General features: G+C 72.8%; 13 protein-coding genes. 9 read left to right on the top strand and 4 right to left on the bottom strand.

Annotation, left to right across the window (positions count from 1 at the left end; all coding sequences use genetic code 11):
* Positions 1–34: 34 nt before the first annotated feature.
* Positions 35–874 carry an ABC transporter ATP-binding protein gene (locus R6Y94_RS34880; protein ID WP_318400658.1) on the bottom strand — a complete coding sequence of 280 codons (840 nt, stop codon included), beginning with the start codon at positions 872–874 and terminating at the stop codon, positions 35–37.
* A 98-nt stretch (positions 875–972) separates the two neighbouring features.
* On the opposite strand from R6Y94_RS34880, the gene R6Y94_RS34875 reads away from it, so the two are divergent.
* Positions 973–1,995 carry an ATP-binding cassette domain-containing protein gene (locus R6Y94_RS34875; RefSeq protein WP_318400656.1) on the top strand — a complete coding sequence of 341 codons (1,023 nt, stop codon included), beginning with the start codon at positions 973–975 and terminating at the stop codon, positions 1,993–1,995.
* Entirely contained in the window at positions 1,992–2,993 is a 1,002-nt protein-coding gene (locus tag R6Y94_RS34870) for an ABC transporter permease subunit (RefSeq protein ID WP_318400654.1), read from the top strand. The genes R6Y94_RS34875 and R6Y94_RS34870 overlap by 4 nt, the downstream gene beginning before the upstream one ends.
* Before the next feature lie 93 nt (positions 2,994–3,086).
* On the opposite strand, the gene R6Y94_RS45435 is transcribed toward R6Y94_RS34870, so the two are convergent.
* Positions 3,087–4,010 carry an N-acetylmuramoyl-L-alanine amidase gene (locus tag R6Y94_RS45435; RefSeq protein WP_412102954.1) on the bottom strand — a complete coding sequence of 308 codons (924 nt, stop codon included), beginning with the start codon at positions 4,008–4,010 and terminating at the stop codon, positions 3,087–3,089.
* Positions 4,011–4,851: 841 nt separating this feature from the next.
* Positions 4,852–6,027, bottom strand: a complete 1,176-nt coding sequence (locus tag R6Y94_RS34860; RefSeq protein ID WP_107258288.1) for an ROK family transcriptional regulator — start codon at positions 6,025–6,027, stop codon at positions 4,852–4,854.
* A gap of 179 nt (positions 6,028–6,206) precedes the next feature.
* Here R6Y94_RS34860 and R6Y94_RS34855 point away from each other — a divergent pair, with 179 nt between their 5' ends.
* The 3 genes from R6Y94_RS34855 (at position 6,207) to R6Y94_RS34845 (ending at position 10,751) form a co-directional block, all read left to right on the top strand.
* A complete protein-coding gene (locus R6Y94_RS34855; RefSeq protein ID WP_318400650.1) occupies positions 6,207–7,661 on the top strand; it encodes a glycoside hydrolase family 3 protein in 1,455 nt (484 codons plus the stop codon).
* Between the two features lie 167 nt (positions 7,662–7,828).
* Positions 7,829–8,803 carry a type IV toxin-antitoxin system AbiEi family antitoxin domain-containing protein gene (locus tag R6Y94_RS34850; RefSeq protein WP_318400648.1) on the top strand — a complete coding sequence of 325 codons (975 nt, stop codon included), beginning with the start codon at positions 7,829–7,831 and terminating at the stop codon, positions 8,801–8,803.
* Between the two features lie 820 nt (positions 8,804–9,623).
* A complete protein-coding gene (locus R6Y94_RS34845) occupies positions 9,624–10,751 on the top strand; it encodes a pectate lyase (RefSeq protein WP_318400646.1) in 1,128 nt (375 codons plus the stop codon).
* A gap of 71 nt (positions 10,752–10,822) precedes the next feature.
* On the opposite strand, the gene R6Y94_RS34840 is transcribed toward R6Y94_RS34845, so the two are convergent.
* A complete protein-coding gene (locus R6Y94_RS34840) occupies positions 10,823–11,503 on the bottom strand; it encodes a GNAT family N-acetyltransferase (protein WP_318400643.1) in 681 nt (226 codons plus the stop codon).
* A 359-nt stretch (positions 11,504–11,862) separates the two neighbouring features.
* Between R6Y94_RS34840 and R6Y94_RS34835 the strand changes: the two genes are divergently transcribed.
* Genes R6Y94_RS34835 through R6Y94_RS34820 form a run of 4 tightly spaced genes read left to right on the top strand, consistent with a single transcriptional unit; the run spans position 11,863 to position 16,127 of the window.
* Entirely contained in the window at positions 11,863–14,658 is a 2,796-nt protein-coding gene (locus tag R6Y94_RS34835; RefSeq protein ID WP_318400641.1) for a nitrate- and nitrite sensing domain-containing protein, read from the top strand.
* A gap of 51 nt (positions 14,659–14,709) precedes the next feature.
* Positions 14,710–15,129: a roadblock/LC7 domain-containing protein gene (locus R6Y94_RS34830; protein ID WP_318400639.1), complete on the top strand. Its 420-nt coding sequence runs from the start codon at positions 14,710–14,712 to the stop codon at positions 15,127–15,129.
* 10 nt (positions 15,130–15,139) lie between these two features.
* Positions 15,140–15,526: a DUF742 domain-containing protein gene (locus R6Y94_RS34825; RefSeq protein WP_318400637.1), complete on the top strand. Its 387-nt coding sequence runs from the start codon at positions 15,140–15,142 to the stop codon at positions 15,524–15,526.
* Positions 15,507–16,127, top strand: a complete 621-nt coding sequence (locus tag R6Y94_RS34820; RefSeq protein ID WP_318400636.1) for an ATP/GTP-binding protein — start codon at positions 15,507–15,509, stop codon at positions 16,125–16,127. The genes R6Y94_RS34825 and R6Y94_RS34820 overlap by 20 nt, the downstream gene beginning before the upstream one ends.
* Positions 16,128–16,208: the final 81 nt, after the last annotated feature.

Below are 16,208 nucleotides of genomic sequence, written 5' to 3'. Positions count from 1 at the left end.
CGACCGAACGACGGCAGCCCGGCCCGGTGGGTGGTCAGGCGGCGCGGGCGGTGAAGCGGTCGCCGGAGTACTCCACCACCAGCGGTACGCCGAAGGTCTTGGAGAGGTATTCGCCGGTGACCGTCTCGGCAAGCGGTCCCTGCGCCACGATGCCGCCCTCGCGGATCAGCAGGGCGTGGGTGAAGCCGGGAGGGATCTCCTCCACGTGGTGCGTGACCAGCACCATCGCCGGAGCGTCCGGGTCGTGGGCCAGACCGGCGAGTCGGGCCACCAGGTCCTCCCGGCCACCGAGGTCGAGCCCGGCCGCCGGCTCGTCGAGCAGCAGCAGCTCCGGGTCGGTCATCAGCGCGCGGGCGATCTGGGTCCGCTTCCGCTCGCCCTCGGAGAGGGTCCCGTACCGGCGGTCGGCCAGGGGCAGCACGCCAAGCTGGCCGAGCAGGGCGTTGGCCCGGGCCTCGTCCAGCTCGTCGTACTGCTCGCGCCAGCGGCCCACCACCGACCAGGCGGCGGTCAGCACCACGTCCCGGACCCGCTCCTCGGCCGGTACCCGCTCGGCCAGCGCCGCCGTGGTCAGCCCGATCCGGGTACGCAGCTCGGCCAGGTCGGTACGCCCGATGCGCTCGCCGAGCGCGTGCACCAGGCCGGTGGTCGGATGCAACCGCCCGGCCGCCAGGTTGAGCAGAGTCGTCTTGCCCGCGCCGTTGGGCCCGAGGACCACCCAGCGCTCGTCCGGCCACACCCGCCACGTCACGTCACGCAACAGTGGAGTGCCGGAGCGCAGTACGCCGACCCCGTGGAAGTCGATCACCACGTCCGGGGGTACCGGTGCCGGGGAGCCGGCGTCGGCGGAGATGGAAACCGGATCATCACGCACCCGACCATCCAACCACGCAGCGCCGTTCCCCCCACGAGCAGCGTCCGGGCCGTAGGGTGAGGCGCCGTGTCGTATGTCACGTTGCCGGGAGGTGGGGCGTGCCGGCGGTGATCGAGATCGACGGTCTGCGCAAGACGTTCACGAGCCTGCGCCGGGGCAGCCGGATCGCGCTGGACGGCTTCGACATGCGCGTCGAGCCGGGCCAGGTGCACGGCTTCCTCGGCCCGAACGGGTCCGGCAAGACGACCACGCTGCGTACGCTGCTCGGCCTGGTCCGCGCGGACGGCGGCCGGATGGCCCTGTTCGGCGAGCCGGCGCCGCACCGGCTGCCCGCCGTGGTCGGCCGGTTCGGGGCCATCGTGGAGAGCCCGCAGTTCTTCGGCAACTTCAGTGGCCGGCGCACCCTGCGGCTGCTCGCCGTCGCGGGCGGTGTGCCGCAGACCCGGGTCGACGAGGTGCTGGAGCAGGTCGGGCTGCGGGACCGGGCCGACGAGCGGGTGAAGGCGTACTCGCTGGGCATGAAGCAGCGGCTGGCAGTCGCCTCCGCCCTGCTCAAGGAGCCGGAGCTGCTGATCCTGGACGAGCCGGCCAACGGGCTGGACCCGGCGGGCATCCGCGAGATGCGGGACCTGATGCGCGGGCTCTCCGCCGCCGGGGTCACCGTGCTGGTCTCCAGCCACATCCTGGGCGAGATCCAGCAGATCTGCGACCACGTGACAATTATCTCCCGGGGCCGCCGGGTGGCCGCCGGTCCCGTCGAGGCGGTGCTGGCCGGCTTCGACCACCGCGAGTTCCGGATCCGGGTCACCGACGACCAGTCCCGGGCGGTCGAACTCGTCCGGGCGGCCGGGCTGCCGGTGGCGGTACACCCCGACCATCTGGTGGTGTCCGAGGTCGACGATCCGGCCCGGATCAGCCGGGTCCTCGGCGAGCAGGGCGTCTGGCTGCGCGAACTGACCCCGCTCACCCCGGACCTGGAGAGCGTCTTCCTGGAACTCACCGGCACCCGGCCCCGTCCCGGGGTCCCGCGCCAGGTCGACGAGTCGGTGCTGCCGGACGGCCCGGCGGACGCGCCGATCGAGATCACTGTCAGCACCGACGCCAAGAGGGCAGAGCCGTGAACCTGGTACGCGCCGAGATCGGCCGGCTCGCCGCACGTCGCTTCGTACAGCTCATGCTGGTGCTGCTGGTCACCGCGTTCGGGGTCACCGTCGCCACCACGCTGGCCGGCTCGCACCAGCCCACCGCAGTGGAGATCAGGGTGGCCGAGGCCCGGGCCGAGCAGCAGCGGGCGGACGCGCGGCTGTGGTACGCCGAGTGCCTGCGGGCCGAACGGGCCGGCGTACCCGACCGGGAGGTGCGGTACCAGGGCGACTGCGCGGACATCCATCCGGACCGGATCGACGCGTCCGACTTCCTGACCGGGGTCTTCGTCTTCGACCGGCAGATCCTCGACCTGACGTACTTCCTGATCGCCTTCCTCTGCCTCTTCGGCTTCCTGGTCGGCGCCTCCTACATCGGCGCGGACCTCACCTCCGGCGGAATGACCAACCTGCTGCTGTGGCGTCCACAGCGGATGGTCGTACTCGGCACCAAGCTCGGCACCCTGCTCGGCGGCGTACTGGGGCTGTCGGTGGTCGCCTCGGCGGCCTACCTCGGCGCGTTCCGGCTCATCGCGGAGGTACGCGGCCTGCCCGGCAGTCCGGGCAGTGCGTTCTGGACCGACCTGGCCGGCGCCGTCACCCGGGGCCTGTTGCTGGTGCTGATGGTCACCGCGCTGGGTTTCGCGACGGCCACGCTGGGTCGGCACACCTCGGCGGCGCTCGGCGTGGCGGCCGGGTACGGCGTGCTGTGGGAGGTGGGCGGCCGGATCGTGATGGGCATCATCGACGTCGCCCGACCGGACCGGCTGATGCTGAGCAGTTACGTGATCGCCTGGGTCGGTGGCGAGATCCGGCTCTGGGCACTGGCCGGCGACTGCGCCCCGGTGCCCGGGTCGGGCTACTGCGACCGGTCGTACTCGATTCTCTGGCCCGCCGGGCTCGTCGTGCTGCTCGGGCTGACGCTGCTGGCCCTCGGCGGCGCGTTCGCCGCCTTCCGCCGCCGCGACCTGGCCTGACCGGTCGGGACAGCCTGACCGGTCCGGACAGCCTGACCGGTCCGGACGGCTGGGCGGCGGCCCCGGTCGCGGCCCCTGCCCAGCCCTCTGGCGTCAGACCCGGGTGACCCGGATGGCGTCCGCGATGACCAGTCCGGTGCCGCCGGTCCACCGGCTCACCGCCACCTTGTCCGCGTCACCGGCGGCCAGCGTGAAGGTGCCCAGGGTCCGCCACGCACCACCGCCGGAGCGCTGGTCGACATATACGGTCTGGTTGCCGGTGGTGGTGACGATGATGTACGGCGCCGAGCTGTTGTAGCCGGAGTCGGCCGGATACCAGGCGTCCACCCGGTAGCTGCCGGTCTCCGGGACGGCCACCTTGTACCAGGCCGGGTCGCTCGACTCGACCGGGTCGACGAACCGGTAGTCCGCGCCCTGCTTCTGGGACGAGTACGCCGAGATACCCCAGTTGGCGCTGGCGGTGAACCGGCCGGCGGTGGAGTTGTCCACCGTCTGCGACCAGCCGCCGGGCGGCGGGGTCGAGCCGGTGACGAGCTGCATGTAGTAGGTCCAGTTCCAGTGCGGCCCCGGGTCGGTGTGGGTGGCGCCCGGGACCTGGTTGTGCCCGATGATCCGGGACCGGTCCTTCGGGATGCCGTACCGGTCGCAGAGGTGCCGGGTCAGCGCGGCCGAGGAGCGGTACATCGCGTCGGTGAACCAGGAGGGCTGGGTGACGTAGCCCTCGTGCTCGATGCCGATCGACTGGGTGTTGTAGGTCCAGTTGCCGGCGTGCCAGGCGACGTCCTTCTCCCGCACCGACTGGGTCACCGCGCCGTCCGAGGAGCGGATCGTGTAGTGGGCGCTGACCTGCGCGGCCGGGTTCTGGAACCAGCTGATCGAGCCGGCGTACGAGCCCTGGGTCACGTGGATCACCACGTAGTTGATCGGGTACGTCGACTCGCGGTTCGAGACGGTGAAGTTGGCCGAGTGCGCCGGTGCCCAGGCCGCCGGCCCGTAGTCGGTGCTCATGATGCCCATCCCGCCGGGACTGCCGAGCGGGGCCACGTCGCGCAGGGCTCCCCGGTCCGGGGCGGCCTTGCGGGCGGGCACCCGTACCGGCCCACCGGTGGTGGTGACGTCGATGCCGGTGCCGAGCAGCTCGTAGACGGTGTCGGCGTAGAGCCGGGCGACGGCCGGGGTGCTGGCGCCGCCGTACCGGACGACCTGGCCGTACCAGCGGTTCACGTCGCGGCGCTGCCCGGCGGTGAGCCCGGCGGCGTCGGCGTACGACCGCAGCACCGCCGCCGCACCGGTGACGTTGGCGGTGGAGTCGGTGCGCAGGGTCTCCCGGCCCAGGCCGGTCAGCGCGACCGCCTCGTCCAGGGTGTGCAGCTTCGGGTTGCTGGTCAGGTGCATGACGCCGTACCCGCCGGAGGCGCTGGGTGCCCCGGCGTGCCCGTCGAGGTGCGTCTCGGCGTAACCGAGCGCCACGAGCAGGTCACGGGGCACGTCGTACCTGGACGCCGCCGCGTCGAAGGCGGCGGCCAGCGGTCCGGTCGCCGTGGCCGGGGCGGGTGCCGCCGGCAGGTCGACCGGAGTGGATGGTCCGGCCAGCGCTGGCTGACCGGTGAGGCCGATGGTGAGGGACGCGATCAGGGTGGCGCCGAGCAGGTGGCTCGCACGCGACTGGGGGTTCCGTTCGGTCACCGTCACTCCTCCCCGGAGCAGGGACGTCCCGGAAATCGGGACGCCGGGTGGCCGTACCGTATAGCCTCACATCTGTCTATGTCGAGACCTTGCACTCAACCCACGGGTAATGAAAAATATCTACATGACCAGGCGACGGATGCCCCGGGCCGACACCCTCGGGCACGGCGGGTCAGCCGAGCGTGGAGCCGAACACCTCGTCGCGGACGGCGTCGAGCGCCACCCGGAGGGCACCGCGCAACACCGGCTCGTCGGTCAGCTCGGTCGGCACCACCCGGGGCGTGACCAGGGTGATCGCCGCGACCTCGTGCTGCACCCGCTCGGCCAGAGCGGTGCCGCCGGCCTGGCCGACCTCGCCGGCCAGCACCACCAGCGGCGGGTCGAGCACCACGCAACTGCTGGCCACCCCGAGCGCCAAGCGCCGGGCGACCTCGTCGAGCACCGGCCCGCCCTCGGTGCCGGCCGCGATGGCGGCCCGGATCGCGTCCGCCGCCGAGCCGGCCCGGAAGCCGTGCTCGCGGGCCACCGCGCGGACCGCGTCGGAGCCGGCGAGCTGGCCGAACGCCGGCTTCGCCCGCCGGGAGGCGTCCCGGGGGATGGGCGCGCCGGGCACCGGCAGGTAGCCGATCTCGCCGGCCGCGCCGGTGCTGCCGTGGTGCAGCCGGCCGTTCAGCACGATGGCCAGGCCGACGCCGACACCGAGCCAGACCAGCACGAAGTCGTCCACCCCGCGCGCCGCACCGGACTCCGCCTCGGCGACCGCGGCCAGGTTGACGTCGTTCTCGAAGACCACCGGGGTGTCCAGGTCCTCGCGGAGCGCGGCGAGCAGGCCCCGGTGCCAGCGGGGCAGGTTGAACGCGAAGGTGATGTCCCCGGTGGCCGGGTCGACCAGGCCGGGCGTGCCGAGCACCACCCGGCGTACGGTCGACAACTGGGCTCCGGCGTCGCTCGCCGCCTGCACCACCGCGTTGTGCACCACGCCCACCGGGTCGTCGGTGTCCCGGGTGGACTGCTCGACCCGACCGATCACCTCGCCGGTGATGTCGGCGCAGGCCGCCACCACCCGGTCCTGTTCCACGTCGACCCCGACCACGTGCGCGGTGCCCGGCCGTACGGCGTAGAGCTGCGCGTTCGGGCCGCGCCCGCCGGCCTGCTCGCCGACCCGGCTGACCAGTCCGCGCTCCTCCAGGCGTTCCACGAGTTGGGACGCGGTGACCTTGGACAACCCGGTCAGCTCACCCAACTGCGCGCGGGTGAGCGGCCCCCGCGCGAGCAGCAGCTCCAGCGCCGCCCGGTCGTTGAGCGCGCGGAGCAGGCGGGGTGTACCAGGTAGCCGGGTGCTCGCCATGCATTGTCCCTCTTGTTTAAGAAGCTTTCCTAATAGCTAGGCTAACCTTCGTGGGAGTAGCCGTAGCGTAATGGTCCGGTGCGGCCGGAGTGTTAAGCCGATCCGGTAGCGCTTGGCCGCGAGACGGTCCACCCCGGTGCGACACTCGGAGCCGGGAAAAGGGCCGAAGGGGGAGGAACGTGCCGACGACCGATCCAGGAATCCGCCGGCTGGCGCTGGGTACGCTGCTCGCCGCCTTCCCCGGCACCAGCCCGCCCGGCTGGGCGCTCGACCTGCTCACCGAGGGGCTGGCCGGGCACACCCTGTTCGGCCGGAACATCGAGCACCCCGACCAGGTCGCCGCCGCCAGCGCCGCGCTGCGGGAGGCCCGCCCGGACGTACTGATCGCGATCGACGAGGAGGGCGGCGACGTCACCCGGCTGGCGCACGCGACCGGCAGCCCGTACCCGGGCAACGCCGCGCTCGGCGCGGTGCACGACGTCGGGCTGACCGAGCGGGTCTACCACGCGATCGGCAACGACCTGGTGGCGGTCGGGATCAACCTCAACCTCGCGCCGACCGTCGACGTCAACACCGCCGACGACAACCCGATCATCGGCACCCGGGCGTTCGGGGCCAACCCGGCCCGGGTCGCCATGCACGCCGCCGCCGCGGTCACCGGGTTGCAGTCCGCCGGGGTGGCCGCCTGCGCCAAGCACTTCCCCGGGCACGGCGCCACGGTCGCCGACTCCCACCTCGAACTGCCTACCGTGGACGTACCGGTGGAGCTGCTCCGGGCCCGCGACCTGCCGCCCTTCGCGGCGGTGATCGACGCGGGCGCCAGGGCGATCATGACCGCGCACATCCGGGTACCCGCGCTCACCGGCGACGCCCCGGCCACGTTCAGCTCCGCCGTCCTGGGCGACCTGCTCCGGGGCGAATACGGCTTCACCGGAGTGGTGCTGACCGACGCGCTGGAGATGAAGGGTGCGGCGGTGGCCGCCGGCGGCGTCGGGCCGGGCGCCGTCCGGGCGCTGGCCGCCGGTGCGGATCTGCTCTGCATCGGCGCGCAGGTCGACGCCGAGCTGGTCGAGCTGGTGGTCGCCGAGATCGTCGCCGCGCTGCGCGACGGCCGGCTCGACCGTGCCCGGGTCGAGCAGGCCGCCGAACGGACCGCCGCGCTCGCCGCGTGGACCCGGGCCGCCGCGCCGGTCCGGGCCACCGGAACCGACCTCGGGTACGCCGCCGCGCGGCGCGCCGTCCGGGTCGAGGGCAGCCTCGACGGGCTCACCGCACCGCTGGTGGTACAGCTCTTCAGCGCCTCCACGATCGCCGAGGGGCGGGTGCCGTGGGGGCTCGGGCCACACCTGAACGGCACCGAACAGCTCCGGGTCGTCGCCGCCGAGACCGACGCGGAGACGCTCCGGGAGCGTGCCGCCGGGCGGCCGATCGTGCTGGTCGGCCGGCACCTGCACCGCCTGCCGGGTGGGCCCGAACTGGTCGAGACGCTGGCCGGCAGCCATCCGGTGACCGTGGTCGAGATGGGCTGGCCCTCCGGCTGGCGCCCCGCGGGCGTACGCGCCTTCGTCACCACGTACGGCGCCAGCCACGCCAACGGCCGCGCCGCCGCCCAAGCCCTCCACCTAACCCCCTAGCCGCCTCGCGGGACCGGCCCCTCTTGAGTTTTGGGGAGTCTCATCGGGGTGATAACCCCACCGGGTTTCCCCAATGCCGCTTGAACGGGTTGTCCACAGGTGGTGCGGTTGTGCACAGGTGGGGTATGGGGGAGCCGAGGGCTTCTCGGGGGCGGCAGGCTGCCGGGATGTCCGACGATCGTTCGCTCGATCTGCCCGCTGGTCATCCGCTCCGCCAGGTCGGCAACCGCCAGGCGGGGATCCTGAGCTTCGCGCAGTGCCGGGCAGCCGGCCTCAGCGCGGAAGCGATCCGGTGGCGGATCACCAGCGGTCGGTGGCGGCGTCTGCACCTGGGGGTCTTCGCCACGTTCACCGGACCGCTCCCCCGGCCGGCAGTGCTCTGGGCGGCACTTCTCTACGCCGGTGACGGGGCGATGCTCAGTCATTCATCGGCCGGCGAACTGGTCGGGCTAGTCGACACACCGGTGCCGGCCGTGCATGTCACCATCCCGCACGGCCGGCGACTCCGACCGGTTGCCGGAGTGGTGGTGCACCGGTCGAGACGTACGGCCGGGGCGCGGCACCCGAGCCGACTGCCGCCGCAGACCCGGGTGGAGGAGACGGTACTGGATCTCGCCCACGCGGCCCGTGACCTCGACCAGGCGCTGGGCTGGCTGACTCGGGCCTGTGCGCAGCGGCTGACCACGTCCGACCGGATCGGTCGGGCACTGCGGTCGCGGCGCCGGATGCGGTGGCGCCCCGAACTGCTGACCGCGCTCGCCGACGTGGCGACGGGCTGCCACTCCTGGCTCGAACTGCGCTACCTGCGCAAGGTGGAACGGCCGCACGGGCTTCCCCGGGGAGTACGGCAACAGGCCCGCACCCGTCGGGGCGGTCGCTGGTACGACGACGTGCGGTACGCCGACCACGCGACGGTGGTGGAGCTGGACGGCTGCGCCGCGCACCCCGAGGCGTCGCGAGCGCGGGACCGGCGGCGCGACAACGCGGCGATCGTCGACGGGTTGAACGTGCTCCGCTACGGCAGCGCGGACGTGATCGAGCGTCCGTGCGAGACGGCTGTCCAGATCGCCTCCACACTGCGACGCCACGGCTGGACCGGTCCGGTCAACCGGTGTGGCCCGTCCTGCCGGGTTCCCGGCTGATCGTGCACGCCCCCGCGATAATTCCGCGACGCAGCCGAGCCGGGACCGGACTGGGCCGAGCCCGGACCGGACTGAGCCGCGACGCAGCCGAGCCGGGACCGGACTGGGCCGAGCCCGGACCGGACTGAGCCGGGCCGGAGCCGAGCCGGGACCGGACTGGGCCGAGCCCGGACCGGACTGAGCCGGGCCGGAGCCGAGCCGGGACCGAGCCGAGCCCGGAGCCGAGCCCGGAGCCGAGCCCGGACCGAGCCGGAGCCGAGCCCGGACCGAGCCGGAGCCGAGCCCGGACCGAGCCGGAGCCGAGCCCGGACCGAGCCGGAGCCGAGCCCGGACCGAGCCGGAGCCGAGCCCGGACCGAGCCGGAGCCGGGCGGGGGCCGGGTCGGCGATCGCCGTCGGCCACCCTGAGCGCCATATCTTGATCCATACCAGGTCAAATCCGCCGAACGGACAGTTCGGACGAGGCCACCGAAGGCTTGTCGCGATCGGAGCGAATACGTAGCGTTACCGACACCGCGAGCGGCGTCACCACTGGACCTCGGCCTGGGAGAGGACGCGGACCGTGGACCCGGCGCGGGTCCACGGTCCGCGGATGACGGCGATCCAGGCTCCCCGGGCGCTGACCGAGGCCGGGCTTCATTGACGAACGTCGGTGGGACGCTTACCGTAAGTTCCAGGAAAGCGCTTTCCCGCCTCCGTCCGTTCCGTACCGGCCACCCGGGCGGAGGCACCACCCCGAGCGCACCGCGCACTCCCCCACCCGTCTCCACCACGCCCGTGTCGCCCGGGCGGCGACGCGTACCGAGAAACCGAGATCGCAGATGACACCTCGACGCCTCGGCGGCCCGCGCCCCGGAGCCGCCTCCGTACGGACCGCCCATCGGCCCCCCACCATCCCGTCCCACCCCGCCACCCGGCGGAGTCCGGACACCCGGCACCGGTCCAGGCTCGCCGCCGGGCTGGTCGGGGTACTCGCGCTGACCTCGCCCGGCGCCGCCGGCCCGGCCCAGGCCGGGCTGTTGGACCGGACCGCTCCGGCGGGCAACGCGACGATCCTGTGTACGGACGCCCCGATCGGGTTCGCCTCGGTCAACGCCCTCGGCTTCAGCGGCACCACCGGTGGCGCGGGCGGACCGACGGTGACCGTGAGCACCGCCGCCGCGCTGGAGGACTACGCCGGGCGACCCGGGCCGTACATCATCCGGATCTCCGGCCGGATCCCGCTCGACGACATGGTGACCGTGGTGGCGAACAAGAGCATCCTGGGTGTCGGCAGCACCGCCGAGATCACCGGTGGCGGCCTCCAGATGGGCTCCACCACCCGGCCCGGCAACAACGTGATCATCCGGAACATCCGGTTCACCGGCGCCGAGGACGACTCGATCAGCGTCACCAACAAGGCCCACCACGTCTGGATCGACCACAACGACCTCTCCGACGGCTACGACGGCCTGCTCGACATCAAACGGGAGTCGGACTACGTGACGGTCTCCTGGAACAGGTTCCACAACCACAGCAAGTCGTCGCTGGTCGGCCACTCAGACACGTACACCGCCGACGTCGGGAAGTTGCGGGTGACGTACCACCACAACTTCTTCGACGGTACGGATCAGCGGCATCCCCGGGTGCGGTTCGCCGACCCGGTACACGTGTTCAACAACTACTACCGGAACAACGCGCTCTACGGCATCGCCTCCACAGAGGACGCCGGCCTGATGGTCGAGGGCAACTACTTCGAGAACGTGGCGCACCCGATCTACGTCGGATACGACAAGAGCGGCCCCGGCCGGGTGGTGGAGCGCAACAACGTCTACGTCAACTCGGGTACCCCGCAGACCGCCGGCACCGTGGCCGAGCCGCGCGGGTTCTATCCGTACACCGTGGATCCGCCGGCCAGCCTGCCGGGCATGGTCTCCGGTGGGGTCGGGGTGGGCAAGGTCTGCGGCTGAGACCCACCGGTGGGGTCGGGGTGGGCCAGGTCTGCGGCTGAGACCCACCGTCCTCGTCGGACAGTTCCCGGTCACGGGGCCGTCGGCCGGGCCGCCCTCTCCAGTCCGTAGGCGGACCAGCCACGGTGGTCGAACCCGGCGGCCTCGGCGACCCGGGCCGAGGCTAGGTTGCCCGGATCGTGCAGGTACGTCGGCACCGCGCCCTCGTCCAGCACCCGCCGGGCCGCCTGTGCCACCAGCCGGCGGGCCAAGCCCCGGCCCCGGCCCGCCGGCTCGGTGCCGACGGCGATCTCCCGCCCGTAGCCGTCGTGCCGCTTGATGCCCACTCCGGCGAGGTAGCCGCCGTCGGAGTCCCGCACCACAAGCACCTCGCCGCCGAACGGCCGCAGCCACAGCGGCACCACCGGATCCGCGGCGTCGACCCACTCACCACGGTCCGGCAACGGCGCCGGCGCGAGCGTGTAGCGGAACACCGCCCGGTAGCCCACCCAGCCGGGCAGGCCCACCACGGCGGGCAACTCGGCCAGCAGCGCCGCGATCGGCCGGGCTCCGAGCGCGCGCACGGCGCCGGCCCGGGCCGGCGGCACCGAGAGTACGGCCCCGAGCGGGCTGCCGACTCCGACCACCGGGTGCGGCTCACCGTCCCAGCCCGGTTGGATCCGGCGCTCGGAGCCGACCACGTCCAGCGATCCGCCGGCCGGCCACTGGCCCAGCCAGGTCACCAGATGGTGATGCAGCCGCTGGTCGAGCATGCACCCGCCTCCCGATCAACCTCCGGCCCCGACAGGCCCCGTCCGGTCAACCCAATCTCAACGAAGATTATCAATGGAAGCCGGCCCCGAGCGGGCCGGGGGCGATCTCGGCAGCGCGACCGGCCAGAGTGGACACATCCGGACGGGCAGAGCCACCGTCAGTCTTTGATCAGCAGGCCAACCACCCGGTAAGGGCCAAAAAGGTGATCTTCGTTCAAACCGGGGGTTGAGGCATCACACCGGGCGCTGCTAGCGTGCGCCGGGTACTCAAAGATCGTGGATGCGACCCAGCGCGCCCGCGACGCAAGAGCATGGCGAGTAGTCGATCATTCGGCCTTCGACCGGCACGGGACGGTGTAATGGGCTTTCGCGCTTCGCGCCTGCGTACCAAAGTTGTCGCCCTGCTGGTCACCCTGACCGCGCTCTGGGCGTTCGGCGCATGGGTCACCCTCCGCGACGGGTTGAACCTGATCTGGGTGCAGACTCTCGAGGCCCAGATGTACGCCCCGAGCGAACCGCTGGTCCTGAACCTGCAGAACGAGCGGCGGCTCTCGCTGGGCTACCTCGGTGCACCGGAGGCACCGGACCGGGAGCCGCTGGAGACCGAGCGCCGCATGGTACGCGCGGACGTGGCGATCTTCCGTGCCGAGACGCAGGCCTGGTTCACGAAGCTGGCGGCGCGGCCGGAGCTGGAGCAACGGGTCGACGAGGCACTGGCCAAGCTCGACGGGCTGGCCGCCGTCCGGGAGGCGATCGACGCCCGCCGCATCGACCGGCTGGCCGCCGCGCAGGCGTTCACCGAGGCGATCGACACGGTCTTCCGGATGTACGGCTCGCTCGGCAACCTCGACGCCGGCGACATCGACGGCCGGGTCGAGAACCTCATCCGGTTCACCAAGGCGCGGGAGCTGGCCTCCCAGGCCGACGCGCTGCTGACCGGGGCGTACGCCGCCAACCGGATCAGCCCGACCGAGTACGCCCGGGTGATCCAGTTGATCGGCACCGAGCGGCTGATCGCGGACGAGGCGATGGCCGAGCTGCCCCGGGCCGACCAGGCCCGCTACCGCCAGGCGCTCCGGCAGGGACCGCTCGCCCGGCTGCGCGCGGCCGAGGACCGGATCGTCCTCAACGGACGGCCGAACGGCCGCCCGGCGGTTCCGGCGGACGAGTGGCGCGGCACCATCGACCCCGGGTTGCAGGAGCTGCTCCGGTTGCAGATCGCCGGCGGCGACGAGGTGGTCAAGGCCGCCACGCCCGGCGCCGTCGGGACCCTCGTACGGATGCTGATCATGGCCATCCTCGGCCTGGTCGCCGTCGTCATCTCGGTGAACACCGCACGGTCGATCGTCCGCCAGCTCGAACGGCTCCGCGAGGCGGCCCTCAAGCTCGCCCACGAGCGGCTGCCCGACCTGGTCGGCCGGCTCGGCCGGGGCGAAACGGTCGACGTGCGCGCGGAGGCACCGCCGCTGGAGGCCGGCCCGGACGAGATCGGGCAGGTGGCCCAGGCGTTCAACGTCGCCCAGGAGACCGCCGTACGGACCGCGGTCGAGCAGGCCGAGCTGCGTCGCAGCGTACGGGACATCTTCCTCAGCCTGGCCCGGCGTACCCAGGCGCTGATCCACCGGCAGCTCACCCTGCTGGACGCGATGGAGCGCCGGGAGAACGACCCGGAGGAGTTGGAGGACCTGTTCCGGGTGGACCACCTCGCCACCCGGATGCGGCGCAACGCGGAGAACCTGATCGTGCTCTCCGGTTCGACCCCGGGCCGGGCCTGGCGGCGGAACGTCCCGATGATCGACGTACTGCGGGGCGCGGTGGCCGAGGTCGAGGACTACGCCCGGGTCACCGTGCTGCCGGTCGGCGCGGTGGACCTCGCCGGCCGGGCGGTCGGCGACGTTATCCACCTGCTCGCGGAACTGGTCGAGAACGCGCTCTCCTTCTCTCCCCCGCACACCGGGGTGCAGGTCAGCGGTCAACTGGTCGCCAACGGCTACGCCGTGGAGATCGAAGACCGCGGGCTCGGCATGAGCAACGAGGATCGGGTCGCCGCCAACGAGCGGATCGCCACCCAGCACGAGTTCACCCTCACCGGCGGCGCCGCCCGACTCGGCCTGTACGTCGTCAGCCGGCTCACCGAGCGGCACGGCGTACGGGTCCGGCTCAAGGAGTCGCCGTACGGCGGCACCACGGCGGTGGTACTCCTCCCGCTGAACCTGATCACCGACCGGAGCGCCGAGGGCGAGCCGAGCACCGGCTCGATGCCGGTCGAGCGGCTCGCGGCGAGCGCGATCGGCGGCAGCGTACGGCGACCGCCGGGGCGGGAGATCGGTCGCCTGGCGGAGCGGGAGTCGGTACTCCCGCCCGGACCGGAGCCGGGACAGCGCCCGGGCCGGCGCCTGGAGCCGGATCCGGCCCAGCAGTCGCGCCGGGCTGTCGAGTGGCCCGTGGCCGGGAGCCCGCTCGACACTCCGGGGCGGCCGGCGGGCGCACCGCCGAAGCCCGACCTGGCGCCACCGGCCCCGGGCCTCGCACCGCGGGTGTCGGAGCTTCCGGCCCTCCGGCCCGACCGTGCCCCGACCCGGCCGGAGGGTGGCACGGCGGAGCCGGACGCCAGGGCGTTTCCCGGGTCGGCCGGGTCGACGGCGCTCCCGGGATCGGCGGAGCCGACGGCCGTCCCAGGATCGGCGGAGCCGACGGCGATCCCGAAATCTGGCGGGCCGACGGCCCTCTCGGGATCGGCGGAGCCGACGGCGCGGTCCGGACTTGTCTCCCGGTCCCCGGGGCAGGCGACCGGGCCGTCCGAAGTGGCGTCGCCGGATGCCCGGCCTGGTGCGGGCGCCGCACCGGCGGCCGGGACCGGACCGTCCCGGCCGGCGGGCTCTGCCTCGCCGGAGGCCGGGCAGGGTCCGGCGAGCGGATCGGCCTCGCTGACCCCGTCCGGGCTGCCGGTCCGGGTCCGGCAGGCGAACCTCGCCCCGCCGCTGCGTGACGGTGACGACCGGACCGAACCGGAGCCGGCGGAGGACCACGCTCCCCGTACTCCTGAACAGATCCGCCGGATGATGAGTTCCTATCAATCGGGCACCCGGCGCGGACGGTCCGACGCCGCGCGCCCGCGCGACGACGGGACCGGGTCGGCTTCGCCCGAGGACTGACCGCGCACCGTGTCCGAGATGGCGATATCACCGGTAGAGAGGGACGAACCCGTGCAGAAGACAGCCTCGAACCTCGACCTGACCTGGTTGCTGGATGACCTGGTCAGTCGGGTGAAACAGACCCAGCACGCCGTCCTGCTCTCCGTCGACGGGCTGCTCATGGCCTCGTCGCGGGAGCTGGACCGGGACGACGCGGAGCACCTGGCCGCGGTGGCCTCGGGCGTGCAGAGCCTGGCCCGGGGTGCCGGCAAGCGGTTCGGCGGCGGGCCCGTGCAGCAGACCATCATCGAGATGCGCTCGGCGTTCCTCTTCGTCACCGCAGCCGGGCACGGCGCCTGTCTGGCCGTACTCGCGTCCGAGGACGCGGACGTCGGTCTGATCGCGTACGAGATGGCGATGCTGGTGACCCGGGCCGGCAAGTACCTCGCGTCGAGCAGCCGGGCACCCGACGCGCCGGTCCAACGGCAGTGATTTCCCGGCCATGACCGAGTACGAGGAGCCTCCGGAAATCCACTGGGTCGACGAGCACGCCGGCCCGGTGGTCCGGCCCTATGCGGTGACCCGGGGTCGAGCCCGGCCGGTGACCGGTAAGTTCGACCTGATCTCACAGGTGAGCACGGTGCGCAGGGCCTCCTCCCAGGACATCGGGCTCGGGCCGGAGCACCTGGCGATCGTCGCGCTCTGCCGGCGGCGGCTCTCGGTCGCCGAGGTCGCGGCGCACCTGGACCTGCCGCTCGGCACCATCCGAGTACTGCTCGGCGATCTGCTCGAACGACAGCTCGTCCGGGTGTTCGAGCCACAGCCGGCACCGGTCCTGACCGACTACAGCATTTTTGAACAGGTGATAAATGGGCTACGCGCACTCTGACGGTGCCGACCAGACTCCGACGCCCGGCGAACTGATGCCGACCGGCGTCAAGGTCCTGATCGCGGGAGGCTTCGGCGTCGGCAAGACCACCCTGGTCGGTGCCGTCAGCGAGACCCGTCCGCTCCGGACGGAGGAACTCCTCACCGAGGAGGGCGTCAGTGTCGACGACCTCGCCGGGGTGGAGGCCAAGACCACCACCACGGTGGCGATGGACTTCGGCCGGATCAGCATCAACGACGAACTGGTGCTCTATCTCTTCGGCACACCGGGGCAGGACCGGTTCTGGTTCGTCTGGGACGAGCTGGCGTTCGGCGCGCTCGGCGCGGTGGTGCTCGCCGACACCCGCCGGCTCGCCGACTGCTTTCCGTCGGTCGACTACTTCGAGAAGCACGGCACGCCGTTCATCGTGGCGGTCAACTGCTTCGAGGGCGCCCGGCAGTACCAGCTCCAGGAGGTGACCCGGGCGCTGAGCCTCGATCCGGGCGTACCGGTCGTGCTCTGCGACGCCCGGAGCCGGGAGTCCGGCAAGGAGGTGCTGATCGCCGTGCTCGAACACGCGATGCGCAGCCGCCGGGCGATGTCGGCGGCCGCCGCCGGCTGAGCCGCCACCCGGGACGGGTCCCGACCCCGTCGTGACTCCGGGACCGGTCCGGGTCGCCGCCCGGTGGCGGCGGCCTGTACC

It is taken from the genome of Plantactinospora sp. KLBMP9567 (genome assembly GCF_033446045.1).
Classification (GTDB): domain Bacteria; phylum Actinomycetota; class Actinomycetes; order Mycobacteriales; family Micromonosporaceae; genus Plantactinospora.
This window is presented reverse-complemented; position numbering and strand designations above follow the sequence as displayed.